21 protein-coding genes and 1 pseudogene are annotated in these 25,713 nt (G+C 65.6%); 7 read left to right on the top strand and 15 right to left on the bottom strand.

The features are described from left to right. Positions 1–50: 50 nt before the first annotated feature. Both IG171_RS19340 and IG171_RS13200 read right to left on the bottom strand, forming a co-directional pair. Positions 51–404, bottom strand: a complete 354-nt coding sequence (locus IG171_RS19340) for a lycopene cyclase family protein (RefSeq protein WP_349252117.1) — start codon at positions 402–404, stop codon at positions 51–53. A 272-nt stretch (positions 405–676) separates the two neighbouring features. Beyond that, entirely contained in the window at positions 677–1,879 is a 1,203-nt protein-coding gene (locus IG171_RS13200; protein WP_212127871.1) for an IS110 family transposase, read from the bottom strand. Positions 1,880–2,233: 354 nt separating this feature from the next. Between IG171_RS13200 and IG171_RS13195 the strand changes: the two genes are divergently transcribed. The 3 genes from IG171_RS13195 (at position 2,234) to IG171_RS13185 (ending at position 6,580) form a co-directional block, all read left to right on the top strand. Then, on the top strand, positions 2,234–3,658 hold the full coding sequence (locus IG171_RS13195; RefSeq protein ID WP_135542801.1) for an IS1380 family transposase: 1,425 nt from the start codon (positions 2,234–2,236) through the stop codon (positions 3,656–3,658). A gap of 372 nt (positions 3,659–4,030) precedes the next feature. Continuing rightward, entirely contained in the window at positions 4,031–4,999 is a 969-nt protein-coding gene (locus IG171_RS13190; RefSeq protein WP_249203687.1) for a helix-turn-helix domain-containing protein, read from the top strand. 165 nt (positions 5,000–5,164) lie between these two features. Beyond that, positions 5,165–6,580, top strand: a complete 1,416-nt coding sequence (locus tag IG171_RS13185; RefSeq protein WP_212127870.1) for an aldehyde dehydrogenase family protein — start codon at positions 5,165–5,167, stop codon at positions 6,578–6,580. 31 nt (positions 6,581–6,611) lie between these two features. Here the strand turns inward: IG171_RS13185 and IG171_RS13180 are convergent, their stop codons facing one another. Beyond that, complete coding sequence (locus IG171_RS13180; protein WP_212127869.1) at positions 6,612–7,502, bottom strand: LysR family transcriptional regulator; 891 nt, start codon at positions 7,500–7,502, stop codon at positions 6,612–6,614. A 124-nt stretch (positions 7,503–7,626) separates the two neighbouring features. Here IG171_RS13180 and IG171_RS13175 point away from each other — a divergent pair, with 124 nt between their 5' ends. Beyond that, positions 7,627–8,817, top strand: a complete 1,191-nt coding sequence (locus IG171_RS13175; protein WP_212127868.1) for an acyl-CoA dehydrogenase family protein — start codon at positions 7,627–7,629, stop codon at positions 8,815–8,817. Positions 8,818–8,823: 6 nt separating this feature from the next. Here IG171_RS13175 and IG171_RS13170 read toward each other — a convergent pair whose 3' ends face one another. Beyond that, positions 8,824–9,891 carry an amidohydrolase family protein gene (locus IG171_RS13170; RefSeq protein WP_212127867.1) on the bottom strand — a complete coding sequence of 356 codons (1,068 nt, stop codon included), beginning with the start codon at positions 9,889–9,891 and terminating at the stop codon, positions 8,824–8,826. Between the two features lie 88 nt (positions 9,892–9,979). On the opposite strand from IG171_RS13170, the gene IG171_RS13165 reads away from it, so the two are divergent. Then, positions 9,980–11,680, top strand: a complete 1,701-nt coding sequence (locus IG171_RS13165) for an ABC transporter ATP-binding protein (protein ID WP_249203686.1) — start codon at positions 9,980–9,982, stop codon at positions 11,678–11,680. Next, positions 11,677–13,464, top strand: a complete 1,788-nt coding sequence (locus IG171_RS13160; RefSeq protein WP_212127866.1) for an ABC transporter ATP-binding protein — start codon at positions 11,677–11,679, stop codon at positions 13,462–13,464. The genes IG171_RS13165 and IG171_RS13160 overlap by 4 nt, the downstream gene beginning before the upstream one ends. A 33-nt stretch (positions 13,465–13,497) precedes the next feature. Here IG171_RS13160 and mgtE read toward each other — a convergent pair whose 3' ends face one another. After that, on the bottom strand, positions 13,498–14,865 hold the full coding sequence (gene mgtE, locus IG171_RS13155; protein WP_212127865.1) for a magnesium transporter: 1,368 nt from the start codon (positions 14,863–14,865) through the stop codon (positions 13,498–13,500). On the opposite strand from mgtE, the gene IG171_RS13150 reads away from it, so the two are divergent. Then, complete coding sequence (locus tag IG171_RS13150; protein ID WP_212127864.1) at positions 14,791–15,282, top strand: isocitrate lyase/phosphoenolpyruvate mutase family protein; 492 nt, start codon at positions 14,791–14,793, stop codon at positions 15,280–15,282. The two genes, mgtE and IG171_RS13150, sit on opposite strands and share 75 nt — an antisense overlap. Here the strand turns inward: IG171_RS13150 and IG171_RS13145 are convergent. The 10 genes and pseudogenes from IG171_RS13145 to acs form a co-directional block, all read right to left on the bottom strand. After that, a complete protein-coding gene (locus tag IG171_RS13145) occupies positions 15,267–15,761 on the bottom strand; it encodes a hypothetical protein (RefSeq protein ID WP_212127863.1) in 495 nt (164 codons plus the stop codon). The two genes, IG171_RS13150 and IG171_RS13145, sit on opposite strands and share 16 nt — an antisense overlap. Before the next feature lie 87 nt (positions 15,762–15,848). Then, complete coding sequence (locus IG171_RS13140; protein ID WP_212127862.1) at positions 15,849–16,079, bottom strand: lipoyl domain-containing protein; 231 nt, start codon at positions 16,077–16,079, stop codon at positions 15,849–15,851. After that, the gene (locus IG171_RS13135; RefSeq protein ID WP_212127861.1) at positions 16,076–17,101 is read right to left on the bottom strand and encodes an alpha-ketoacid dehydrogenase subunit beta; all 1,026 of its coding nucleotides are present in this window, start codon (positions 17,099–17,101) and stop codon (positions 16,076–16,078) included. The genes IG171_RS13140 and IG171_RS13135 overlap by 4 nt, the downstream gene beginning before the upstream one ends. 16 nt (positions 17,102–17,117) lie before the next feature. Next, a complete protein-coding gene (locus IG171_RS13130; protein WP_249204348.1) occupies positions 17,118–17,957 on the bottom strand; it encodes a thiamine pyrophosphate-dependent dehydrogenase E1 component subunit alpha in 840 nt (279 codons plus the stop codon). 164 nt (positions 17,958–18,121) lie between these two features. Then, positions 18,122–19,420 (bottom strand): annotated as a pseudogene (locus IG171_RS13125) (ISL3 family transposase); the annotation flags it as partial. 3 nt (positions 19,421–19,423) lie between these two features. Next, entirely contained in the window at positions 19,424–20,734 is a 1,311-nt protein-coding gene (locus IG171_RS13120; protein ID WP_212127859.1) for an ISL3 family transposase, read from the bottom strand. Positions 20,735–20,903: 169 nt separating this feature from the next. Further along, on the bottom strand, positions 20,904–21,647 hold the full coding sequence (locus tag IG171_RS13115) for an IclR family transcriptional regulator (protein ID WP_212127858.1): 744 nt from the start codon (positions 21,645–21,647) through the stop codon (positions 20,904–20,906). 84 nt (positions 21,648–21,731) lie between these two features. After that, positions 21,732–22,715 carry a patatin-like phospholipase family protein gene (locus tag IG171_RS13110; protein ID WP_212127857.1) on the bottom strand — a complete coding sequence of 328 codons (984 nt, stop codon included), beginning with the start codon at positions 22,713–22,715 and terminating at the stop codon, positions 21,732–21,734. Positions 22,716–22,774: 59 nt separating this feature from the next. After that, positions 22,775–23,605: an SDR family oxidoreductase gene (locus tag IG171_RS13105; protein ID WP_212127856.1), complete on the bottom strand. Its 831-nt coding sequence runs from the start codon at positions 23,603–23,605 to the stop codon at positions 22,775–22,777. A 151-nt stretch (positions 23,606–23,756) separates the two neighbouring features. Continuing rightward, complete coding sequence (acs, locus tag IG171_RS13100; protein ID WP_212127855.1) at positions 23,757–25,706, bottom strand: acetate--CoA ligase; 1,950 nt, start codon at positions 25,704–25,706, stop codon at positions 23,757–23,759. Positions 25,707–25,713: the final 7 nt, after the last annotated feature.

Genomic DNA, 25,713 nt, shown 5'->3' with positions numbered 1-25,713 from the left:
GGGCAGCCGGAATCGACCCACTGCTCATAGGCCCAGGCGTCGCCGCGGACTCAGATGACGGCGTTGAGGGCATTCGAACCGCCGAGCACCTTCCCGCGGGGAAGGTGGAGCCTGCGGTCCATGGTGCCGGGCTGCGGAACGGTGTAGTGGTTCCAGTCCTGAGGCGAATGCCAGATGAGTCCGAGGTTGTTCAGGTGATCGATGTTCGGGTTCGTCTCGTCCTCGCCGGCTTCGACGAGGCAGACCTTCTTGCCTGCATCGAGCAGGCGGCGGGTGAGCACGCACCCGGCGGAGCCCGCTCCGATGACGATGTGGTCGAATCGTTCGTCCGGGAGCTCGGTCGGGAAGTTCTCCGGATGGGCGCTGATGCTTGCGGCGACGATGCCGGCGTCATTGGTGGTCATGACGTCAGGCTAGAGAGGCGGGCCACCGCAGCGGAAGAGATCTCCGGCAACTCCGCACGCGTTGCCAAGCCGAGCCCGCCGCCCGCGCACGGATCGTCAATGTGCTGTGCTGGCCGAAGCGATCCTCGACCCCCCCCGGGGGGTGCCCCTATGTTTTTCGTCAAGGGGTAAAGGTCAGATTCCTCAAGAATATTCGGTTGGGCTCGGATGTCAGGGGTGATCGGTCCGGGAACTGCCTCCCAGACTGACCTGGCACTTCGCTTCAGTACGGTTCAGGCAGCTGTGGCCGCCTCGGGTGTGTGGAAGTAAGCGCCATCGCGCAGCATCGCGTACAGCACGTTGCAGCGCCTGCGCGCTAAGGCGATCAGTGCTTGATTGTGTTTCTTATGCTCGGCACGTTTCTTGTCGTAATAGGCCTTCGACAACGGGTCCTTCAACGCAGCGAACGCGGACAAGAACAACGCTCTTTTGAGGATCTTGTTCCCCCGACGCGAGGAATGGTCTCCTCGGATCGAGGTTCCTGACCGCCACGTCACCGGTGCCAGGCCGGCATAGGAGGCGAGGTGTCCGGCGGATTCGAAGTCCTTACCCACGACCTCGGTCAGGATCCGCGCGGTGGTCCTGACGCCGACTGCCGGCATCGACGTCAGGAGCCCGAAAAGCGGATGTGATTCCACCAGCTCCTCGATCCGGGCGAGTACGTCGTCCCGTGACTGGCGTGTCTGCGCCAACGACGTCGCCAACTGGGGTAGGACGAGTCCGGCCGCGTCGGTGCCCGACACCTCCACCGTCTGCCCATCGAGTGCGGTGAAGATCGCTGTCGCCCACCTCTTCCACGCCCGGGGTGCCTGCTTGCGCAGCAGAGTCTCGACTCGGTGTTTCCCGGCATGCTTGAGCGCTTTCGGTGTCGGGTATTTCGCCAGCAGGGCCAGCATGGCCGGATGATCCAAGTGCGGACCGATCACGGTCTCGAGTCCGGGGTGGATCTGAGTCAGCAGACCGCGGATCCGATTCGACGTGGCCGTGGCTTGTTTGGCGAGGTCATCGTCGTAGCCGCACAGCATCGACAACTCCGCGACGTTCTCATCCGCGACCCGAATGCCCCGCAGCGTCTGCGGCATGGTTCGGGCGGCTTCAGCGATGATGCCGGCATCGCGGGCATCGGTTTTCGCCTCGCCAGGGTGTAAGTCAGCAATGCGACGCATCGCCAACCCCGGCAGGTAAGCAACCGCGATGCCCTCTGCTTGGGCGACCGCGACGGGCAGGGCCCCGATCGTGGCAGGCTGATCGACAACAACCAGCAGCTGACCGTGTTTGGCCAGCCAGGTGAGTAGGGCTTTCAGTTTCGTTTCGTTCTGCGGCAGTGCCTTCGATAACAGTTGTTTTCCGTCGCGATCAACAGCGACGGCGTGGTGGTTGTGTTTGCCGACATCGATGCCGATGAATACGTCGATGTCAGCGTGGTTGGTGATCATGTCACTCATCTTCTTCGACTCATGTGACCGGACATTTTGGTTGTGGTTCGGCTGGCCGGTGATGCTGTGGCTCCAAGGTTCGGCATCCACGTTACGGTCGGGCTCAAGGCATGGGTTCTGCCAGTGGTTCTGGCCCCTATCAGCGATTTCCCTGGCGCCTTCGAACCCCGGTGACTACACCCCCCCCAGATCATTGGTGACTGGGGGCATCAATCATGCCGGGGCCCTTAGCCTTGATCCACCGATGCGGGTAGCTGTTCAAAGCCGCGTGTGAAATGGAAATGCCCCTCCTGAACTGGGAAAATGATGATGTCTAACGTCAACATTCCCGTTCAAGAAAGGGGCACCTCTCAGGTGCTATTCAATCACACACCCACGGCAGCGTCCTACTCCTTCAACGACACGAACCTCGTCAGTCCTACCGGCCTGGTCCCGATCATGCGTCTGGCCCACCAGGCAGGCCTGCTCGACCTCGCCGAGCAGCGTTTGACCGTGACGACGACCGGAGCCGATAAGGGCGCGAACCCGGGCGCGAAACTGTCCACCCTGATCGCGGGCATGGCCGCCGGCGCCGATTCGATCGATGATATGAACATCCTGCGCCACGGCGGCATGAACAGACTCTTCGACCGTGTCTACGCCCCATCGACTTTGGGATCGTTTCTGCGCTCGTTCTCCTTCGGCCACGTCAGACAGCTCGATGCCATCAGCGCCCGTCTTCTGACCGGCTTCGACCAGCACATACGCCTGCTGGCCACCAGTCCGACAACACCGCAGTCGTCAATGGTCTTCGTTGACGTCGACGACACCGTCATCGACGTCCATTCCGCAAGGAAACAAGGAGCCGGATTCGGGTATCAAGGCAGTCGGGGACTCAACGCGCTCTTGGCGACTGCATCGACAAGCACCTCCAGTCAGGTCATCGTCGGTCAGCGTCTCCGGAAGGGCTCTACCTCATCAGCTCGGGGTGCCGACAAGTTCGTCTCTGACGCCCTGGCCACCACTCGACGCATCAATTCCGGTCAGGCCCCGGTGCTGGTGCGTGCTGATTCCGCCTACTACTCGTCGACAATGACCAAAGCCGCCCGCGGTGCTGGGGCCGAGGTGTCGGTGACGGTGCGTATGGACAAGAAGGTCAAAACAGCGATCTCCACCATCGACGATGATGCGTGGACCGGCATCCAGTACCCGGAAGCGATCTTCGACGAAGAGACCAAAACGTGGATCAGCAAGGCTGAAGTCGCTGAAGTCGCCTTTACCGCGTTCACGTCGAAGAAGAAGGCTCTGCAGGTGCCAGGCCGGTTGATCGTGCGACGAGTCCCCGAGCTCAACGAGAAGAAGCGGTCTGCCGGGCAGGACCCGTTATTCGACTTGTACCGATACCACGCCTTCTTCACCACCCTCGATCAGGAGCGCTTCGACACTGTTCTGGCGGACCAGATCCACCGGAAGCACGCAATCATCGAGCAGATCAATGCGGAATTGAAAAACGGTGCACTGGCGCATATGCCCTCAGGGGCCTTCGATGCCAACGCAGCGTGGGTGACGATCGCGGCGATGACTCATAACCTACTGCGGGCAGCTGCTGGGCTCATGGGTGGCCGAATGAGCAAGGCGCGTGCACAAACACTGAGGACGCGTATCATCCTCGTCCCGGCCCGGATTGCCCACCGAGCGAGGAGATTGATCCTGAATCTGCCCAGAGACTGGCCATGGGCCGAGGAATTCGCTCGTTTGTGGCAGGCCGCGTTGAGCCCTCCCCAACGTGCGTTGACATGACCGATCAGCCCGAGCGGGCGTGAAGACCGGGGCCCGGGGAGGAGGCCTACGGGAACTGAAAAGTGGAATCAGACTGGTGAGAGACCGGGACGATGTTCCCTGCCCATTTGTCGACATTTTGCGGGAACCGGATTCACACCACGGCTCCCATACCGATCGGTGGATCAAGGCTTAGGCCAGCGACCCCTTTCTATCCTGACGGATGGTGGGGCTACTTAAAAGGTAACGGGGCATGTGTGGCTTGAAGCTGGGAGCACAGCAGCGACTGAGCGGTGATTCTGTCCCTGACCGTGACTGCCCCCGCCGCCAGGGGATAGAGTGACTGGACAACGGGCATCGACGAGGCGGTCGAAGCCGAGAGAGGTCCTGAGGATGACGATGTTGCTTGAAGGCACCGCGCACGATTTCGACGGATGGCAGAGCCTGGTATCGGACTCATTCGTCCCGCTCGACACCGAACCCCAGCGCCGAGGCGGATTCACCGGACGGATCAGTGCACGCGACTACGATTCGGTCGTGATGTCACAGATCAACGCCGATCCGCACGCCGTTCTGCGCACCCCCGGGCTGATCTCCCGGACCCGGTCGGACGGACACGGCGGCACGGCGAACTGCTTCAAGGTCTCGCTTCAGCTCGATGGACACGGTCTGCTCATCCAGGACAGTCGTGAGATGGCCCTGGCCCCAGGGACGCTGGCCATCTACGACACCTCGCGGCCGTACACGCTCAGCTTCGACTCGGACTTCTCGTCCTACGTCATGATGTTCCCGCAGTCGCGGGTGAACCTACCCGTCGCCGCCGTCGGCCAGCTCACCGCCACACCGATCGGTGCCGACCACCAGCTCGGTGCGGTCGTCGCCCAGGTCATCTCTCAGGCCGGAGCCATGCTGCCGACTCTCAACCGGACGACCGGAGTCCGGTTGGCCGGCAACGTCGTCGACCTGCTGACCACGGTGATGGCCGACGAGCTCACGGCCGCCGGCGGCGTTGATGAGCGGCAGCGGATGTGGGACGAGATCACGGACTTCATCGACGCACATCTGTCCGACCCGCAGCTGTCGCCCTCGACCATCGCCGCCGCTCACTTCATATCGGTGCGGACCCTGCACCAGGTCTTCGAAGGCAGCGGGGAGACCGTGGCCGGTGAGATCCGGCGTCGCCGCATCGACCGGTGCCGGACCGATCTCGCCGACCCCCGGCAGAGGCAGACGCCGGTGGCGGCCATCGGCGCACGCTGGGGGCTGAGCGATCCGGCTCATTTCTCCCGCCTCTTCCGCAGCGTCGTCGGCCAGCCGCCCGCCGGATTCCGCCGCAGCGTTCTGGCCAACCGAACGGTGTAGGCCCCGGTCGGCGATGATGCGCGAATCGTCAAGAACTCCGCCTGCAGAGCCAAGACGCGGACCATGGGACCCGTCCACACTGGCCGTTAACACATTGACTGTTGAACGGACCACAAGACGGACCGGCACAGTTCCGACCGGCACCATCCCTACGCAAGGAGCATCATGACCACCGACCTCACGACCACTGCCGCAATCCTGGCTGCGATCGAAGACCCCAACGGGCGCGAGATCCGCGATCCAGCCACCGGTGAGATCGTCGGCCGCACGCGTCAAGGCAGCCCGGCAGACATCGACGCGGCAGTCGCCGCCGCCCGGAGGGCCCAACCGGCATGGGCCGGGCAGACCGCGCAGGAGCGCAGCGACCGTCTCAATGCCGCCGCTGATGCGATCGAAGGCTCCGCCGAAGCGCTGGCCGAGCTGCTCTCCCGCGAGCAGGGCAAGCCGCTCAACGGGCCGAACGCGCGCTTCGAGGTCGGGGCCTGCGCCGCCTGGCTGCGGGCGAACGCGGCCTTCGAACTCGACCCCGAGGTCGTCGTCGAGGACGGCGAGACCCATGCCGAACTCCACTACCGGCCGGTCGGCGTCGTCGGCGCGGTCGGACCCTGGAACTGGCCGATGATGATCTCCGTGTGGCAGTTCGCGCCCGCGCTGAAGATGGGCAACACCGTCGTCCTCAAACCCTCGGAGTACACGCCGCTGTCCGTGCAGGCACTCGTGGCCGTGGTCAACCAGGCGCTGCCGGCCGATGTGCTTGCCGTCGTGCCCGGAGACGGGGCAGTCGGCGCCGCACTGACGAGCCACGCGGATGTCGACAAGATCATGTTCACCGGGTCGACGAAGACCGGGCAGGCGATCATGCGCACCGCCGCGGACAGTCTGGCCAGGATCACCCTCGAGCTCGGCGGCAACGATGCCGGCATCGTGCTCGCCGACGCCGATCCCGCCGCCATCGCCGACGACCTGTTCTGGGGTGCGTTCATCAACACCGGCCAGACCTGCGCGGCGATGAAGCGCCTCTACGTGCCCGAGTCGCTCTATGACGAGGTCTGCCGGGCTCTCGTCGAGGTGGCCGGAGCGTCCCCGATGGGCGTGGGCCTCGAGGAGGAGAACGTGCTCGGCCCGCTGCAGAACAAGCGGCAGTACGACATCGTCGCCGGCCTCGTCCAGGCCGCGAAGGACGGGGGAGCGCGCGTGCTCATCGGCGGCGATCCGGTCGCCGAGCAGCCTGGGTACTTCTACCCCACGACGCTCGTCGCCGACATCGACAATGACAACCCGCTCGTCGCTGAGGAGCAGTTCGGCCCCGTCCTGCCGATCATCAAGTACACGGACCTCGAGCAGGCCATCGAATGGGCCAACGGCCTCGAGGTCGGGCTCGGCTCCTCGGTATGGGGCACCGACCTCGATGCCTGCCGCGAGGTCGCCGCCCGCCTGCAGGCCGGTTCGACATGGATCAACAAACACGGTGCCGTGGATCCGCGGATTCCCTTCGGCGGCGTGAAGAAGTCCGGCTTCGGTCTCGAATTCGGCCTCGAAGGCCTGAAACAGGTCAGCGTCCCCCATGTGATCAGCTGGTAGAAGCGATCGCCGAGGCTGGATCTCCAACCGCTCACTGCGCCTGCGGAAGGACCTCACCGACGATGCCGACCACCCGTGCCAGCGCCTCCGACGGGTTGTTCCGCCGCCACCCGAGCGCGAGTGTGAAGGCGTCCCCACCTTCGGCGAGGGGAACATAGCGAACTCCGTCGATGCGGATGTGATCCGAGGACGCGACGACGACGGCCAGACCGACCTGCGCTCCCACCAGCGCCAGGAGACTGTATGGGTCCGGCGCCTCCTGGACGACGTGGGGGAGGAAACCGGCCTCGTCGGCCAGGCGCATCATCACCTCCCTCACCTGCGAACCGTGGGACGGGGCATAGGAGATGAACGGCTGGCCGGCCAGCTCGGCCATGCTGACCGACTCACGACCGGCGAGCTCGTGTCCGGCGGGCATGGCGATCATCACGCTATCCTGACGGATGATGTGGACCTCGACACCGGCCGGCGCCGGGGGACTGATGACGGCGAGATCGATCTGTCCATCACGCACAGCGTTGGCCGCCTGTCCGCAGTACATCTGCGGGCGCAGGTCGAGGCTGATCCCCGGGTGCCGCTCGCCGACCTCCCGGGCCAGACGGGAGAGGATCGAATAGCCGCTCGTGCCGCCGAAGCCGATGCGCACCCGGCCGGCCAGCCCCTGCTGAGCAGCACGGGCGATGCGCCTGGCGCCGTCGACCTGAGTGCCGATCGCCGCCGCGGGTTCGAGCAGCGCTTCCCCGGCAGGCGTCAGTCTGACCCGACGGGTCGTCCGTTCGAACAGATCGACGTCGAGGTCGGCCTCGAGGGCGCGGATCATCTGACTGAGGGCGGGCTGGGCGATGCGCAGCCTCTCCGCCGCCCGACCGAAATGCAGCTCCTCGGCGACGGCGAGGAAGGCGGTGACCTGTCTGAACTCCATGCTTCTCCTCGGTGTTGCTGATTGATAAGCATATGCAATCAATCAGTGCGATATTACCTCTTGGACTCCGCTGAATTCCGGTGGCAGGGTTGAAGACGACCCCGACCGCGCCCGAGGAGCCGATATGCCCGACACCGACACCACCACCCCCTCCACCGACCCATCCGATCTGCTCGACCTCGCAGGACTCCTCTCGGAGACCGAACTCGAGATCCGCGAGCGCGTCCGCGCCTTCGTGGACGCGAAGATCCGCCCCAATATCGCCGACTGGTATGAGAACGCGGTCTTCCCGACCGAGATCGTCAGGGACATGGGCGACCTCGGTCTGCTCGGCATGCACCTGGAAGGCTACGGCTGCCCCGGACGCTCGGCCGTCGAATACGGGATCGCCGCCCTCGAGCTCGAAGCCGGCGACTCGGGACTGCGCACCTTCGTGTCCGTGCAGGGATCGCTGGCGATGTCGGCGATCCGCAGATTCGGGTCCGAGGAGCAGAAGAACCGGTACCTGCCCGGCATGGCGGCCGGCGAGCTCATCGGCTGCTTCGGGCTGACCGAACCGACCGCCGGGTCCGATCCCGGGGCGATGGCCACCACCGCCGTCCGAGGCTCCGACGGCAGTTGGGTCCTCAACGGCGCCAAGCGGTGGATCGGACTGGCCTCGATCGCCGATGTCGCCGTCATCTGGGCCGCCACCGAGGACGGCATCCGCGGCTTCCTCGTCCCCACCGACACCCCCGGCTTCACGGCCACTGCCATCGAGGCGAAGCTGTCGATGCGCGCGTCCATCCAGTGCGATATCACCCTGGATGACGTGGCCCTGCCCGCCGAGGCGGTCCTGCCCGAGGTCACGGGACTCAAGGGCCCGTTCTCCTGCCTCAACGAAGCCCGCTACGGAATCATGTGGGGCGCCATGGGTGCGGCTCGGGACTCCTTCGAAGTCGCCCTGGACTATGCGCAGAACCGTCTGCAGTTCGACAAACCGCTGACGGCGTACCAGATCACCCAGGAGAAGCTGGTGAACATGGCCCTCGAGATCCAGAAGGGCACCCTGCTGGCCCTGCAGACCGGACGGCTCAAGGACGCCGGCCGCCTCGACCCCGTGCAGATCTCGGTGGGCAAGCTCAACAACTGCCGCGAAGCCATCGCGATCTGCCGCGATGCCCGGACCATGCTCGGCGGCAACGGCATCACCCTCGACTACTCACCGCTGCGACATGCGAACAATCTCGAATCCGTCCGCACCTACGAAGGCACCGATGAGGTCCACACCCTCATCCTCGGCCGCCACATCACCGGTCAGCAGGCGTTCCGCTGATCGATGTCAGGGCACGAGCCGATCTCCCGCCACCCACACCTCGGCGGGGGAGCGGAGTGCGTCGAGATCGGTGAGCGGATCACCGTCGATGAGGAGCAGATCCGCACGGGCGCCCTCGACCACACGCCCGCGATCGCGCAGCCCGAGGGCATCCGCCGCCGCTGAGGTCGCCGCCCGGAGCGCCTCGGCCCGGCTCATCCCCGCCTGCACCAGCCAGTCGAGCTCGGTGTGCAGAGAGGGCCCGTGAGGGACCGGGGCGAACGCCGTTTCGTTGGCATCCGTTCCGGCGATGACGGCGATGCCCGCCTCATCCATCGCGCGAACATTGTCGAGAGCGAGACCGAAGGCGGCATCGGCACGATCGCCGAGGCGACCGTCGATGATCGCCCGCATCATCACGAGCGTGGGGGACACGACGGTGCCGGACTCCCGCAGCCGGTTCAGCGCGAGCTTCGGAAGCGGGCGGTCGGACGGGGTATGGGTGAGCAGGTCGACCCCGGCATCGAGTCCGCGGTCGAAGGACGCGGCCGTGACCGCATGCGCGATGGTCAGCAGTCCCCGCTGGTGGGCGCCGTCGACCAGCGCCGTCAGCGTCGCAACGTCGAGGGCGGGGACCTGCGTCGCCTCCGGATCCTCGATGATGATCTTGATGAGGTCGGCACCGCCTCCGACTCGCCAGTCGAGGAACCTCTCGGCGTCGTCGGGACCGGTGACCCCGGACTCGGCGGGGAATCCCATCATCTCGATCTGCGTGCTCCCCGGCGCCGAGGCGGCCGATCCGGCACTGACGATCGCCGGCAGCCCATCGTCGGCGCGCAGCTGATCGATGAGTGAGTCCGGGTGCGTGCCGAGGTCGACGACCGTCGTCAGACCCGACCGCAGAGCGTCGACCAGCCGTGAGCGCCCGCCGAGGTGGACATGGGTGTCGATGAGACCGGGAAGCAATGTCTTCGCCGCCCGCGGCGCGGGCTCCGCAGCCGGGCGGATCGCAGTGATCGTGTCAGCGAATTCGACGTCGACGGGTTGAGCCGGGCCACCGTCGCCGACGAGGCGGACACTGCGAAGAATCGTCATGGGGACACTGTACGGCCGATGACCGCACAGAGCCTGGCCCACCACGCCTGAGAACCGTGTCCGCGGCAGTGGTGTTAGGGTGGCCTTTGTGCCGAGTTTTCCCTCCTCCGGTTCGTCACTCCTGATCAGAGCCGCCCGTCGGCGCCTGTCACTGCTGCTGCCCGGAGCCTTCATGCTCTCGCTGTGGCAGGTCTGCGAAGCGCTCGTTCCCGTGGCGATCGGAATCGTCGTCGACCGCGCGATCATTCCGCTGTCGTGGCCGATGCTCATCGTGTCGATCATCGGCATCGGGGCGCTGTTCACCGTCCTCAGCCTCGGATATCGCTTCGGGGCCCGCTCGTGCAATGCCGCCCGTGAACACGAAGCGCATGCGCTGCGCGTCGAAATCACCCATGCGGCGCTGACCTCGGCGAACCTGCCCGCCGACCGGGCCTCGGGAGAGGTGCTCTCGATCGCCTCCGCCGACGCCGACACCGCCTCCATGTCCTTCCAGCAGGCCGGACGCGGCATCGCCTCGGTGCTGGGCATGATCACCGCCGCGGTCTTCCTGCTCGTCGCCGACCCCGTGACCGGCCTCGTCGTCCTCATCGCCGTTCCCATCGGCCTGATCATCGTTGCGCTGCCGGGCCGTTCGGTGTCCGCGAAGGCCGCCGCCCAGCTCGAGGCCGTCGCCGCCGCGGGACGCTCGGCCTCCGACCTCATGCACGGGCTGCGGGTGATCAAGGCGATGGGCGGCGAGACCTGGGCGGTCGACCGCTACCGGCAGACCTCGGACGCCGCGGCCGTCGCCGGCATCGCCACCGGTGAACGCACCGGGCGCCTGGCCGGCCTCGGCGCCCTGGTGATGTCCGCGGTCCTCGCGATCGTCCTCATCGTCGCGGGCCTGCGCCTCATCGACGGGCAGATGAGCGTCGGAGCCCTGATCGGCATCCTCGGCATGACCGCATTCCTGACCGAACCCATGCGTGCCCTGGCCGAGATCGTCGGCCTCTTCGCCCAATCCCACGGCGCCGCCGAACGGATCGCGAGACTGCTGGGCGATATCGACGCCGGCATCGAGAAGGACTCGACCGCCTCGGACCCGGACGTCTCCGTCTCGGACTCCGTCGTCACCGTCACCGGCTGGCCCGGCAACGGCGATGAGTTCACCACGGCCTGCGGGGAACTGACCTGCATCGTCACCGAGACCGCCGAGCACAGCGCCCGGCTGCACTCGGCGCTGTCGGCCCGCGCCCGCGGGCTCGGACCGGCGACGATGCTCGTCGCACCGCATGACGTCGATCTGTTCGAAGGCACCATCGGCTCGAACATCACCATGGTCGTCGGCACCGGCGAGCAGTCCGAGCCCGACGAGCAGTCGCGCACCGCCATCACGGTCACCGACGAGGTCCTCGCGGCCGCGGGAGCCGACGAACTCCTCGGCCTCGTCGAAGGCGGACTCGACCATCGGATCCAGGAACTCGGCGGCAACCTCTCCGGCGGCCAACGTCAGCGCGTCGCCCTGGCCCGGGCGCTGAACGCCGACCCCGAGATCCTCGTCCTCGTCGAACCGACCACGGCCGTCGACGCCGTCACCGAGGCCCGGATCGCCGAAGGCCTCACCGAGCTGCGCCGCAGCGGGCAGAGCAGAGCCACGATCATCCTCACCAGCTCCCCGGCCTTCCTCGCCGCCGCCGACACCGTGATCTACGCACCGGCGACGGGCCCGATCCTCAGCGGCACCCACTCCGGGCTGCTGGCCGCCGACAGCGACGCCGCCGAGGCCTACCGTCGGGCGGTGACCCGATGACGGAACCGAATCACAGCACCCTGCCGATCGCCTCACGCCGCCGGTCGTTCGCCCATCTCGGCCCGCTGCTGCGACGCCGGATCGGCTGGATCGCCCTCCTGACGGTCGCCGGTCTGGCCAACGCCGGTGCCGGACTCGTCGGACCGTGGGCGATCGGCCACCTCGTCGATCGGCTGCCGGCAGGCGCCGGACCCGAAGAGGTCTGGTTCTGCGCCGTGGCCGTGGCGGTCGCCGGCATCGTCATGGCCTTGGGCACGTGGATCGGGGGTTGGGCGCTGGCCCATATCGCCATGCCCGTCGTCGCCGGGCTGCGCACGGAAGTCGTCGATTCCGCGCTGAGCTTGGAGTCCCAGCGCATCGAGGTCACCGGCACCGGAGATCTCGTCTCCCGGGTCGCCGATGATTCCCGCAAGATCAGCGAGGCCGCCGCCCAGGTGCTTCCCCTCGTCGTCGAATCACTGCTCGTCGTCATCGTCTCCGCCGCGGGACTGGCCGCCATCGATTGGCGGCTGGGCATCGTCGGCCTCGTCGCCCTGCCGATGTACTGGCTCACCCTGCGCTGGTATCTGCCGAGGTCAGAACCTATCTACAGGGAAGAGCGCGCGGCCTTCGGACGGCGCGCGGGTCGGCTGCTGGGCGGTCTGACCGGGGCCGCGACCCTGCGCGCCTACCGCGCGGAGGCCGGGGAGCTGCACCGCATCGACGCCGCCTCCGGCCAGGCCCGGGATCTGTCGATCGACGTGTTTCGATTCGTCACCCGCGCCTTCGGCCGCAACAACCGCGCCGAGGCCGTCGTGCTCTCCCTGCTGCTGGTCGCCGGCTTCGCCCTCGTGTGGTTCGGCGAGTCCACCGCCGGAGCCGTGACCACCGCGGCCCTGGTCTTCCACCGCCTGTTCAACCCCATCGGCGCCCTCGTCGGGCTCTTCGACCAGATCCAATCGGCCGGCGCATCGCTGACGCGCATGGTCGGAGTCATCGACGAGGCGAAGGCGGCCCCGCAGCGGTCGACCGCTCCGGCCCCGGACCGCCCGTGTCTGGTGCTCGAGGACCTGTGGTTCAGCTACGAGGCCGACCCGGACTCGGACAACCATGTGCTCAGAGGCGTCAGCCTGCGCATCGACCCCGGTGAGCACATCGCCGTCGTCGGCACCACGGGGGCCGGCAAGACGACCCTGGCCCGGATCGCGGCGGGACTGTCCGCACCGGGATCCGGCCACGCCGCGCTCGCCGGCTGGCCGGCCGCCTCGGCGGGGACGGTGGAGCTGACCTCGGTGGACGAATCCGAACTGCGCGCCCACATCGCCATGGTCGCCCAGGAGGTCCACACCTTCTCCGGAACCCTGCGCGAGAACGTGGCCCTGCCGAAACCGAGCGCCGACGATGCTGCGGTCCTCGCCGCACTGGACACGGTCGGAGCCGGATGGGCGCACTCGCTGCCGAAGGGTCTGGACGCCTGGATCGGGGAGGGCGGGACCCGGTTGTCGGCGGTGCAGGAGCAGACGATCGCCTTGGCCAGGCTCGTCCTCGCCGACCCGGACTTCGCGATCCTCGATGAGGCGACCGCCGAGGCGGGATCGGCCGGGGCCCATGTCCTCGAGGCCTCCGCGGAGTCGGCTCTGACCGGCCGCGGCGCCCTCATCGTCGCCCACCGGCTCAGCCAGGCCGAGAAGGCCGACCGGATCCTCGTCATGGAGCACGGGCAGGTGATCGAAGAGGGCGCCCACGACGAACTCCTCGCCGCCGGCGGCCGGTACGCCGCTCTGTGGGAGGCGTGGTCGGCCTGAACCGACGGCCACGGCGTCGACCGCCGTCGGGTCTCAGCGCAGCCCGAGCACCGTGGTCGCGATCGTGAAGTAGATGATGAGGCCCGTGGCATCGCAGAACGTGGAGATGAACGGGTTCGAGAACACGGCCGGATCCGCGCCGACCCTCTTCGCGATGATGGGCATCAGCCCGCCCACGGTGGCGGCCATCATGCACACCGACAACAGGGTCAACCCGATGACCAGGCCGATCGGCCAACTGTAGACGAGGCCGGCGATGACGAAGCCGAGGCTGCCGAGCACGGAGCCGAGGACGGCCCCGACGCGCAGCTCCCGCCAGATCACCCGTCCGAGGTCGCGGATGCGCACCTCGCCCATGGCCAGGGCCCGGGTCACCGTGGTCGCGGCCTGGTTGCCGGTGTTGCCGCCGGTGCCGGTCAGCAGGGGGATGAACAGGGCGAGGACGACGACCTGGTCGAGGCGGTCCTCATAGACTTCGAGGACCTGGACGGTCAGGATCGCGGACACGGCGAGGACGAGCAGCCACACGATCCGGCTGCGGACCAGACGCAGGATCGTCGAGGACAGATACGACCGGTCCAGCGGTTCCGTACCGGAACCGCGCGCGATGTCCTCGGCATCCTCCTCGTCCATGATGTCGAGGACGTCGTCCATGGTCAGAATTCCGACGAGGCGCTCCTCCTGGTCGGTGACCGGCATCGCGATGAGCCGGTGGGACAGGAACTCGCGTGCCGCCTGCTCACGGTCGGTCAGCGCATGGGTGCTGATCGAGTCGCGGACCATGTCCTCGACGATGGTGTCGGGATCGACGGCGATGAGGTTGCGCAGGGACACCACTCCGCGCAGCACCCGGCCGGGGCCGACCACGGGTAGGAGATAGACGGTCTCGGGGCCGTCGATGCGGGCGCGCACGACCTCCATCGCCCTGGCGGCGGTCCAGTCCTCGTGCAGGGCGAGGACCTCGGGCGACATGTACCGGCCGATCGCGGACTTCGGGTAGCCGAGGACCGCGGCGGTCATCGCCCGCTCCTGGGCCGTCAGCCCCTTCATCAGTCGACTGGCCACGCTCGCGGGCAGTTCGCCGAAGAGCTCGGCACGGTCATCGGGGTCGAGTCCCTCGACGATGTCGGCGACCTCGGGTTCGCGGAGGTTGCCGATGAGTTCGGCCTGGTAGGCCGGCGGCAGGTCCTCGAAGACGTCGAGGGCTTCGGCCTTCGTCAGGACCCGGAAGAGCATCGCGGACTGCAGCGGAGTCGAGGTGTGGACGAGCCGACCGATCTCGGCCCGCGGCACCTGCCGGGCCAGGGAGGCGATCTCATCGAGGGTGTGCGGGTCGATTCTGCCGGTGAGCGCGGATTCGAGCCGATCGGCCGCCTCGGTGCTCTCTGTCGTGTCGGCCACGAACTCCCCCTCGCCTCGTCACGGACTCTCCCGCAGACCACCTTAGGCCATGGGCGGAAGGCGTCGGGCCACCGCCCCGGCCGGGATCACGGCGGCGGGGCGAACCTCGATGCCTATGCTCGGGCCGGTGCCGACGGGATCTTCGTTCCCGGGGTCCACGATCAGGCGAGAATCGCTGCGATCGTCGAAGCCAGTCCGCTACCGGTCAACGTCCTCGCCGGTCCCACACTCTTCCAGTCCGAACTCGCCGCGGCCGGAGTCGCGCGGATCAGCACCGGTTCGCTGCTTCACCGCTCGGCGCTGTCGGCGGCGGTGCAGTCGCTTTCCGTCTTCGACGACGACCGCCCGGCAGAGACAGCGGGTGTGCTGTCCTACCGGGCGGTCGGTGATCCGAGCGGTGGTCAGTCCTCCTCATAGGAGTCGTCGATGACCTCCGGCATGCCGTCGATGACCGAGACCTCTTCGGTCCCGTCATCGGCCAGGGCATCGACGTTGAGGTCGTCCCCGTCGAGCTCGGAGACCTCGAAGTCGTCATCGCCTTCGGAGACCATCTCGTCGCCGACTCGATTCCCCTGTTCCGCCGCCGGTGACTGGTCGGTGTTGAACTCGTCCGAGAGATCGGGCTCATCGTTCTCGTCATCCTGGTCGGCCTCTTCGAGGAGCACATCGTCGGCGCCCTCGACACCTGTGCCCTCGGGGCCGTGGGCCCCGGGCTCGACGTCCGGTTCGCCCGGTTCGTCATCGTCGATGTCGGTCTCGACCTGTTCGGCTTCGACCTCGGCGGCATTGAGCTCCGGGTCGTCCAGTTCAGCGGCCGTCGGCTCGTCGACCTCGGGGGCGTCGAGGATGGGATCCTCGTCCGGCCGGTCGGTCATGTCCGATTCGAACTCGCTCATGATCTCTCCTTCGCTCGTCGTCAGGATCGGGCCCTCATTCTTGCACGTCGATCGCGTGCGGGCTATGGGCCGAACGAATTCAACGACTCATGTGATGACAGCGATCACCGAGCCCTGCTTGATCACGTCGCCCTCGTCGGCTCGGTGCTCGACCGTGCCCGCCGCTGGTGCAGTCACCTCCGCGTCGACCTTGTCCACAGCGACCTCAGCGATGAGCTGCCCCTCGTCGACGTGGTCCCCGTCCTCGGCGAACCATGTTGCAACAGTTCCCTCTGCGTCCGTCGTCTCCGACAGCTGCGGAAATCGCACCTCGGTCATTTCTGCACCTGCCTGCGGATTGCGTCTTTGATTCTGCCCACGTTCGGCAGGGCGGCATATTCGAGCGGACGTGCGTACGGAATCGGAACGTCCGGATTCGCAACCCGTGACACTGGCGAGCGCAGCATGGAGGGATCATGTTCGACGATCCGAGCTGTGATCTCTCCTGTGAGCCCGAAAGACTGATAGTCCTCGTCGACGATGACCAGCCGACCGGTCTTGGACACCGATCGGACAATCGCCTCAGTGTCCAAAGGCACAAGGCTGCGCAGATCGATGACCTCTGCGTCGATGCCCTCTTCGGCCAATTCTTCGGCTGCGTCCAAGGCGTGGTGCACAGACAGCGAGAGAGTGATCACTGTGACGTCGGTGCCCTCGCGCGGAACTGCCGCACGTCCGATCTCCACAACGTGGTCGCCTTCGGGGACGGGGCCGATCGCACGCCGATTCTTCGCCATCCAAGGAAGGCCTTGGATTCCCTTGTGGAACATGAAGACCACCGGGTTGTCATCGCGTATCGCTGCCGTCATCAAGCCAGCGGCGTCCGCGGGATTGCTGGGAACAACCACCTTCATGCCGGGCAGGTGGGCGAAGGTCCCCCACAGACACTGAGAGTGCTGTGCGCCATCGGAGTAGCCGCCCCCGACCGCTGTGCTCAAAACGATGGGGACTTTGACATTCCCGCCGGACTCGTAGTGGATTTTGGCCATGTGATTGTAGATCTGGTCCATGCACACGCCGAAGAAGTCGACGAACATCAGCTCGACGATCGGACGCATGCCCTCGGTGGCTGCCCCGATCGCGGCCCCGATGAAGCCGGTCTCAGAGATCGGTGTGTCGATGACGCGCTGTGGACCGAAGCGGTCCAACAGGCCCGTCGTGGATGAGAAGATTCCCCCATAGGGACCGACGTCTTCGCCCATGACGAAGACGTCGTCATCGGCTTCCATCTCTCTGGCGATCGCCTCGACGGTGGCCTTTGCCGTGCTGAGTCGACGGGTTGTTGGTGTTGTTGCAGTCATCAGAGTGCTCCTTTGCTCAGGCGAAGACGTAGTCGCCGACTCTTGCGGGGTCTGGTTCCGGGCTCGACTTCGCGTAGGTGACAGCGTCTTCGACGCGTCGAGTCGCCTCATCCTTGATCGACTGGATCTGCGCATCGTCGAGGACTCCGTCGGCGAGCAGGGAATTCTCGAAGGTCGGGAGGGGATCACGGCCGGGCACGCCTTCGAGATCGGGGCGGTACCCTTGCGCATCACCTTCGAAGTGCCCCCACAGCCGCAGGGTCTGCACCTCGATCAAGCTGGGCCCGCCGCCGTCGCGGGCTCGTTCGACTGCCTTGCCGGCTTCCTCATAGACGGCTTCGACTGAATTGTCCTCGACCTGTGTTCCGGGCATTCCATATGCAGCGGCACGAACCGCGTTGGACGGCACCGAGGTGGAGGCAGACCGCGGCACTGATATTCCCCATTCGTTGTCCTCGATGACGAAGACGACGGGAAGCTTCCACAATGCGGCCAGGTTCAGAGACTCGTGAAATGCCCCCTGGTTGGCGGCGCCTTCACCGGCAACGGCGATTGCGACATTGCCCGTCTTCCGACGACTGAAGGCCAAGGCTTGACCGACAGCGAGGGGGAGTCCCTCACCGACGATTCCGGAACAGGAGAAGTTCGCCTGCGGATCGAACAGATGCATGTGGCCGCCGCGCCCTCGCCCCAAGCCGTCGACACGGCCGAAGATCTCCGCTGTCATGGCGTTGATATCGACACCGTGCGACAGGGCGAAGTGATGTGGTCGGTGAGTGGCTGTGACCGCATCCGCGTCAATCGTGTGGGCACACACCCCAGCGGCTACCGGTTCCTGCCCAGCGGCCAGGTGCATTTCACCTGGGATGAGTCCTGCACCGATATCGAAGATGGGCTTCTTGTCAGCGTGGTATTCGCGCAGGATCGTTTCCTCGTAGGTGCGGATCAGCACCATTTGACTGAACAGCTCACGCGCAATTCCCGGTTCCATGTTTCCTCCTCGGTCTGAGGAAATCAGGCTCATCGTAATTGAGAGTGTAGGACCGGTCTGAAGCCACCGGACTCGAGCAGACATCTGGCGATGTAATGCGTGAGGTTGCGGAATCCCAGCGCGGACCCGCGTAGATGCTCGAGTCTGCCGTTGATCGCTTCAGTGGGACCGTTCGACGTTCCCGGTCGGGTGAAGAATGCGAGCACATCAGCAGCTCGACGCTTCAACGTTCGTCCTAACCGTTTGAGCTCGACAAGTTCGGGTGGCAGATTCGTTGTCAGGGCGTCGATGACCGTTTGCAAGAGTCTCTTGCCCTCTTTGCAGTCCGCGGTTCGGTAGGCGCTGACAATGTCTTGGTAGACAGCCCAGGTGACTTCGACTTCGGTGAAGTTCGGGTCAGCGAAGAGGTTCGCGATTCTTTCCTGCTGCTTGGTCGTGAGTAAGCTGCTGCCCGTGTGAAGAGTTCTTCTTGCCCGGTACAACGGGTCCTTTGCTCGTCCGCGATGGCCGGTTGTCTCCTGCTGAACTCGGCGACGTACCTCGTCGAGGGCATCACCGGCGAGTTTGACGACGTGGAAGGGGTCCATGACTTCCACAGCGTCGGGCAGCTCCTCAGCTGAGGCTGTTTTGAAGCCGGAGAATCCGTCCATCGCGACGACGTCGATGCCCTCACGCCATTCTTTCGGTCGGTCTTTCAACCATTGTTTGAACACCTGCTTCGAACGGCCAGCCACCATGTCGAGCAGACGTGCCGAGCCTGTTCCCTCGCTGATCGGGGTGAGGTCGATGATGACGGTGACGTACTTGTCACCACGCCGGGTGTGCCGCCATACATGCTCGTCGACACCAATGACGCTGACCCCGTCGAAACGGGTCGGGTCGTTGATCAACAACCGCTTACCTTCAGCGAGGACGGCGGAGTTCGCGGTGTGCCAGGACACGGCGAGTTTCGCAGCGATGACGGACACGGTGTCGTGATCGATCACGAGGGCACGCAACGCCCAGTCGAGGCCGGTTCGCGAGATCTTCGCTCGTGGTGGCGCCGCAGCTGTGGTGTCTTGACGCCAGACGCGGCCACACTCGACGCATTTGTAACGGCGGAGGCGAATGTGAAGCGTGGTTGGTCGGTGGCCGAAAGGTTCGTGGGCCAGCTGGCGGACGACGGTGTCGCGGACGATCCCGTGACCACCGCACCGTCGGCACCAGTCATCTGCCGTGTTTGGACGGCATTCCAGGATGGCTTTGTGCCCGGTGATGTGTTGGCCGGTGCAGGTGAGGTCGAGGGTGTCGAGTCGGCAGAATGTCGTAAGGTCAGGGGTCGAGAAAGTGGCTCATCGTAATTGAGAGTGTAGAACCGGTCTGAAGCCACCGGACTCGAGCAGACATCTGGCGATGTAATGCGTGAGGTTGCGGAATCCCAGCGCGGACCCGCGTAGATGCTCGAGTCTGCCGTTGATCGCTTCAGTGGGACCGTTCGACGTTCCCGGTCGGGTGAAGAATGCGAGCACATCAGCAGCTCGACGCTTCAACGTTCGTCCTAACCGTTTGAGCTCGACAAGTTCGGGTGGCAGATTCGTTGTCAGGGCGTCGATGACCGTTTGCAAGAGTCTCTTGCCCTCTTTGCAGTCCGCGGTTCGGTAGGCGCTGACAATGTCTTGGTAGACAGCCCAGGTGACTTCGACTTCGGTGAAGTTCGGGTCAGCGAAGAGGTTCGCGATTCTTTCCTGCTGCTTGGTCGTGAGTAAGCTGCTGCCCGTGTGAAGAGTTCTTCTTGCCCGGTACAACGGGTCCTTTGCTCGTCCGCGATGGCCGGTTGTCTCCTGCTGAACTCGGCGACGTACCTCGTCGAGGGCATCACCGGCGAGTTTGACGACGTGGAAGGGGTCCATGACTTCCACAGCGTCGGGCAGCTCCTCAGCTGAGGCTGTTTTGAAGCCGGAGAATCCGTCCATCGCGACGACGTCGATGCCCTCACGCCATTCTTTCGGTCGGTCTTTCAACCATTGTTTGAACACCTGCTTCGAACGGCCAGCCACCATGTCGAGCAGACGTGCCGAGCCTGTTCCCTCGCTGATCGGGGTGAGGTCGATGATGACGGTGACGTACTTGTCACCACGCCGGGTGTGCCGCCATACATGCTCGTCGACACCAATGACGCTGACCCCGTCGAAACGGGTCGGGTCGTTGATCAACAACCGCTTACCTTCAGCGAGGACGGCGGAGTTCGCGGTGTGCCAGGACACGGCGAGTTTCGCAGCGATGACGGACACGGTGTCGTGATCGATCACGAGGGCACGCAACGCCCAGTCGAGGCCGGTTCGCGAGATCTTCGATCGTGGTGGCGCCGCAGCAGTGGTGTCTTGACGCCAGACGCGGCCACACTCGACGCATTTGTAACGGCGGAGGCGAATATGAAGCGTGGTCGGTCGGTGGCCGAAGGGTTCGTGGGCGAGACGGCGGACGACGGTATCGCGAACGATCCCGTGGCCACCACACCGTCGGCACCAGTCATCGGCAGTGTTAGGCCGGCATTCCAGGATGGCTTTGTGTCCGGTGATGTGTTGGCCGGTGCAGGTCAGGTCGAGGGTGTCGAGTCGGCAGAATGTCGTGAGGTCAGGGGTTGAGAAAGTAGGCTTGGCCACGTCGAGGTCTTTCGGATGGGTTGTGTGAGAACTTCCATCATCGGAAGACCTCGACATCTATCCGCGCAGCGACGCGCCGTGTCCTGGAATCACCGATCTACACTCTCTTTTACGAAGAGCCGGAAATCATCATGTGACGAGTGACACGTGGTGGGCAATGACGAAGTTTTCACATGGTGATAGAGGGGGCACCAACGGTCCGTCTCAGTCGGTGTGCCGCGCGGTGAAGCGCATGCGCCTGACTGTCGCTCCGGCCTCGATGAGTCGGAAGGGACACCGCAATCGAGGCCACGAGATCGGATGTGCGGATGGAGGCGGCCAAGCAGTACGTGCCGAGCAGGTACTCTTCGGAGTCGGACCAGATCTCGGGCGGGTCGGCGAGGCGACGTTCCAGCGCATTGCGATTCGTGATGGTGTTCGGAGTGAGGTCGTGCAAGTCATGGCGGTTGATGTAGTCGTCCCGGAGCTCTGGATCCAAGCTCGCCAGAATGGCCTTCCCGAACGCCGTCGCGTGGCCGGCTTCGTGGACTCCCACCCAGAGGTCGACGCACTGGGCATGCGGGCCGTCGGCGATGTCGACGAGGCGGATCTCGCCATGGTCATACATCGACAGGTAGGTGGCTCCGCCGAGCTCATCGCGAAGGGAGCGCAACACGGGTTGGATCCGTGGGTGCAGCGATTGCAGCGGCGAACGACCGGAAGCCGTCGCCGATGGTCCGATGACGTAACCGTTCTCCGCCTTGCGCAGGTAGCCTTCGTATACCAGAGTACGCAGCAGGTGGTAGGTAGTCGGCAGGGGCAGACCGGTCAGCCTCGCAAGCTTCTTCGCAGGGATGGCGTCAGCGCTGGCAGCTACGGCTTCCAGAAGACGAAGCGCTCGCTGCACCGAACTGATGAGAGTGGGTGGAGCCACGTTGATCCTCCGCAGGCTACGGCCTCATCGCCGATCTCGCACGTGCTCTACATCATAGCCTGATCGGAGTTTTCCCGAAATAGGTCACTTCCGGTCGAAGCGGTCCTTCCACTCCTGCCAGTCCCAGTGGGTCAGGAACTTCTCACCAGCGCTGCGGCCCGAGGCGATGAGATCGAGTTCGGCCTCCCTCGAGAGGCCGAAATCCGTGCTGCTGTGGCCGGAGGTGTCGACGAAGATCGTCCGCTCGGTCACCGAGGGATCGTCGATGTGCCTGCGGTCGTGGGCGTTGATCATCGTCGACAGCAGCGACCGCGCGTACTGGAACGTCGTGGTGTTGGGTCGCCACTGCGCCGCGGGGGTGTGCCGGGCCGAGAGCATGACCCCGAACGTCGGCCACCGCGCCGGCTTGGCATCCTTGCGGTCGAAGACGTCGACGGGGAAGTTCGAGAGCAGACCGCCGTCGGCGCCGAGCACGGAGGAGCCTCCGGCCGATTTCGGCCGTGCCGGCAGGGACCGGGGGCGGAAGAAGAAGGGGCTGGCGGCCGAGGCGCACACCGCCTCGGCGACGGACTGGCTGTCGGCGTCGACGCCGAGGGAGTCCTCATAGTCCCAGGGCAGGCGCAGCATCCGCCCCCGGGAGACGTCGGAGACGATGACGACGAGCCGGTAGGAGCGCTCGGGCGGGATCGCCGATCCCGGATCGGTCAGTTTGAGGTCGCCCCAGGTGCGCACCCCCTGTCCGTCCAGCACTTCGGCGAGGAAGTCATGGAGTGTGTCACCGAGGTACATGCCCTTGTGGAACAGCAGCCCCTGCACCTTGCCCAGCCACGGCGTGAACCGGAAGACGGGGGAGAGGTCCTCGAATTCGGAGAAGTCCAGTTCGAGCACCCTCTGCGCGAGTCTGTCGGCGGACAGACCGGCCGCGCTCAGCGCCCCGACGATCGCCCCGGCCGAGGTCCCGGCGATGCGGTGGAAGTCATAGCCGGCCGCCGTCAGGGACTGCAGGGCGCCGATGAGTCCGGGCAGCTTCGCCCCGCCTCCTTCGAGGACCAGATCGGTCGTGGCCATGACTGCTCCCTTCCGTGCGTCCCTGAGTCCATTGTGGACCCGGGCGGGCGGCGACGGACTCAGCTGCCTCCGCTCGGCTGCCGGGTGCGACCGGTGAAGTGGTCCATGGTCTGGTTGACTCCGAGGAAGTCCATGACCGTGTCGAAGGCGCGTGTGGGCAGCAGGCGCACTCCCGGCACCAGTCGCACGAGCGGAGGCATGACCAGCTGCTCGCGACCGGACTCGATGGCGTCAAGCACTCGTGTGGACACATCGGTCTCCTCGAGGATCGGCAGCAGGCGGGGGAACTTCGTGCGGACGCCGTCGAACATGCCGGTGTTGATGTAGAAGGGGCAGACGACGAGGGTGCCCACGCGGCTGCCCTCGGCGCGCAGCTCGCTGCGCAGCGATTCGGTGAATCCCACGGCCGCCCATTTGCTCGCCGAGTAGTCGGTCTGGCGGGCCACTCCGGTCAGGCCCGCAGCACTGGCGATAGTGACCACCGCTCCGCGGTCGCGTTCGAGCATTCCCGGCAGGAACGCTTTGGTCGTCCAGTACAGGGCCAGCGTGTTGACGTCATAGACGCGCCGGATCGCGTCCGCATCGGCGTCGAGGAGCTTCTTGCCGGTCACGATGCCGGCGCAGTTGATGAGGATGTCGACCGGTCCCGTTCGCTCGGCCACGGTCTCGACCTGGGCGGAATCCGCCACATTGACCTCGAACGACCGAGCCTGCCCGCCGACGGCCGTGATCTCATCGCGCACAGCATCTCCGCTGTCGGCGGACAGGTCCCAGATGAGGATCTCGGCGGCTCCGCGGGCCGCGGCGTCGAGGGCCATGAGTCTGCCGATGCCGCTGCCTGCTCCGGTGATGAGCACCCGGGCACCGTCGATCGTCATTCCACGCTTCATTCGTTGCATCCTTGCAGTCGAGGTCAGTCCAGCGGCTCTCGGACGCGGACGCCGCACCCTGCGGCGACCCACCCGAAAGTTACTCAACAGTACATCAGTATGACGTGGGTCACCGCAAGGGTGCGGCGGCGAATGAAGCGGGCCGGGCCGATCAGCTCTCGGCGATGCCCTTCTGGATGAGATCCATCACCGAGGAGTCCGCCAGCGTCGTGACATCGCCGACCTCGCGGTTCTCAGCGACGTCCTTGAGCAGACGGCGCATGATCTTGCCCGATCGGGTCTTCGGCAGATCGGGAACGAGCATGACCGACCTCGGTGTCGCGATCGGCCCGATCGCGCTGCGCACATGGCCCCGCAGCTCGTCCACGACGTCGTTTCCGCCGTCGGCGGCGCTTTCGCGGAGGATCACGAAGGCCTCGATGGCCTGTCCGGTCGTCTCGTCGCGGGCGCCGACCACGGCCGCCTCGGCGACCTTCGGGTGCGCGACCAGAGCGGATTCGATCTCCGCGGTCGACATCCGGTGACCGGAGACGTTGAGGACGTCGTCGACGCGGCCGAGGACCCAGAAGTCGCCGTCGCGGTCGATCTTCGCGCCGTCACCGGCGAAGTAGACCTCGGGGTACTGCGACCAGTAGGTCTTCTTGTACCGTTCCTCATCGCCCCACAGGGTGCGCAGCATCGACGGCCAGGGCTCCTTGATGACAAGGTAGCCGCCGTTGCCCGGTTCGACCGATCGGCCCTCATCGTCGAAGACATCGGCGACGATTCCCGGCAGGGCCCGCATCGCCGAACCCGGTTTGGTCGCCGTCGCGCCCGGCAGCGGGCTGATGAGGATGCTGCCGTTCTCCGTCTGCCACCAGGTGTCGACCACCGGGCACCGGTTGCCGCCGATGTGCTCGCGGTACCACATCCAGGCTTCGGGGTTGATCGGTTCGCCCACACTGCCGAGCAGGCGCAGGCTGGACAGATCGAATTTCGCCGGGATGTCGCGTCCCCACTTCATGAACGAGCGAATGGCCGTCGGCGCGCAGTAGAGGATCGAGACCTTGTACTTCTCGACGATCTCCCACCAGCGCCCGCGATGGGGTGTGTCGGGGGTGCCCTCGTAGAGCACCGAGGTGGTGGCGTTGGCCAGCGGTCCGTAGACGATATAGGAGTGACCGGTGACCCAGCCGATGTCCGCGGCCGTCCAGAAGACGTCGGACTCGGGCTTGATGTCGAAGACCGCCCAGTGGGTGAACGAGGTTCCGACCATGTACCCGCCGGTCGTGTGCATGATGCCCTTGGGCTTTCCGGTCGTGCCCGAGGAGTACATGATGTAGAGCGGATGCTCGGAGTCGAAGGCCTCGGGGGTGTGGGTCTCGGACTGGCGATCGACGACATCGTGCCACCACAGGTCGCGGCCCTCATGCCAGTCGATGTCCTGGCCGGTGCGCTGGACGACGAGGACGTTGCGCACCTCAGGGCAGTCGACCATGGCCTCGTCGACGACGGACTTCAGACCCGAGGCCTTGCCCTTGCGGTAGCCGCCGTCGGCGGTGATGACGAATTCGACTTCGCAGTCCTTGACGCGGTCAGCGATCGCGCTCGCGGAGAACCCGCCGAAGATCACGGTGTGCGGAGCGCCGAGGCGGGCGCAGGCGAGCATGGCGAAGACGGTTTCGGGGATCATCGGCATGTAGATCGCGACCCGGTCGCCGGTCTTGACACCGAGCTCGGTCAGCGCATTGGCGGCCTTGGAGACCTCGCGCAGAAGATCGGAATAGGTGATGGTGCGGGTGTCTCCGGACTCGCCTTCGAAGTAGTAGGCGACACGATCGCCGAGACCGTTCTCGACGTGTCGGTCCACACAGTTGTAGGCGGCGTTGAGCCTGCCTCCGACATACCACTTGGCAAAGGGCTTGTCCGACCAGTCGAGGACCGTGTCGAACGGAGTGTCCCAGGTGATCCTCTTCGCCTGCTCCTCCCAGTATCCGATGCGGTCGGCCGCGGCCTTGTCGTATTCTTCGGCGGTGACGTTCGCGTTGGCGGCGAACTCCTCTGGGGGCGGGAAGGTCCGGCCTTCGTGGCTGAGTTCCTCGATCGTCGGATTGTTCGTCATCGTGTGC

Source organism: Brevibacterium sp. SMBL_HHYL_HB1 (genome assembly GCF_018208375.1).
In the GTDB taxonomy this organism is placed as follows: Bacteria; Actinomycetota; Actinomycetes; order Actinomycetales; family Brevibacteriaceae; genus Brevibacterium; species Brevibacterium intestinavium.
The sequence above is the reverse complement of the archived record's forward strand: the minus strand, read 5'-3'. Positions and strand labels throughout refer to the sequence as shown.

Excerpts from the sequence above, each read along its gene's own strand:
- IG171_RS13135 (WP_212127861.1), bottom strand. The coding sequence starts at position 17,101 with ATGACTGCAACAACACCAACAACCCGTCGACTCAGCACGGCAAAGGCC.
- IG171_RS13175 (WP_212127868.1), top strand. The coding sequence starts at position 7,627 with ATGCCCGACACCGACACCACCACCCCCTCCACCGACCCATCCGATCTG.
- IG171_RS13110 (WP_212127857.1), bottom strand. The coding sequence starts at position 22,715 with ATGGCCACGACCGATCTGGTCCTCGAAGGAGGCGGGGCGAAGCTGCCC.
- IG171_RS13145 (WP_212127863.1), bottom strand. The coding sequence starts at position 15,761 with ATGAGCGAGTTCGAATCGGACATGACCGACCGGCCGGACGAGGATCCC.
- IG171_RS13140 (WP_212127862.1), bottom strand. The coding sequence starts at position 16,079 with ATGACCGAGGTGCGATTTCCGCAGCTGTCGGAGACGACGGACGCAGAG.
- IG171_RS13200 (WP_212127871.1), bottom strand. The coding sequence starts at position 1,879 with ATGATCACCAACCACGCTGACATCGACGTATTCATCGGCATCGATGTC.
- IG171_RS13160 (WP_212127866.1), top strand. The coding sequence starts at position 11,677 with ATGACGGAACCGAATCACAGCACCCTGCCGATCGCCTCACGCCGCCGG.
- IG171_RS19340 (WP_349252117.1), bottom strand. The coding sequence starts at position 404 with ATGACCACCAATGACGCCGGCATCGTCGCCGCAAGCATCAGCGCCCAT.
- IG171_RS13180 (WP_212127869.1), bottom strand. The coding sequence starts at position 7,502 with ATGGAGTTCAGACAGGTCACCGCCTTCCTCGCCGTCGCCGAGGAGCTG.
- acs (WP_212127855.1), bottom strand. The coding sequence starts at position 25,706 with ATGACGAACAATCCGACGATCGAGGAACTCAGCCACGAAGGCCGGACC.
- IG171_RS13185 (WP_212127870.1), top strand. The coding sequence starts at position 5,165 with ATGACCACCGACCTCACGACCACTGCCGCAATCCTGGCTGCGATCGAA.
- IG171_RS13190 (WP_249203687.1), top strand. The coding sequence starts at position 4,031 with ATGACGATGTTGCTTGAAGGCACCGCGCACGATTTCGACGGATGGCAG.
- IG171_RS13170 (WP_212127867.1), bottom strand. The coding sequence starts at position 9,891 with ATGACGATTCTTCGCAGTGTCCGCCTCGTCGGCGACGGTGGCCCGGCT.
- IG171_RS13130 (WP_249204348.1), bottom strand. The coding sequence starts at position 17,957 with ATGCACCTGGCCGCTGGGCAGGAACCGGTAGCCGCTGGGGTGTGTGCC.
- IG171_RS13105 (WP_212127856.1), bottom strand. The coding sequence starts at position 23,605 with ATGAAGCGTGGAATGACGATCGACGGTGCCCGGGTGCTCATCACCGGA.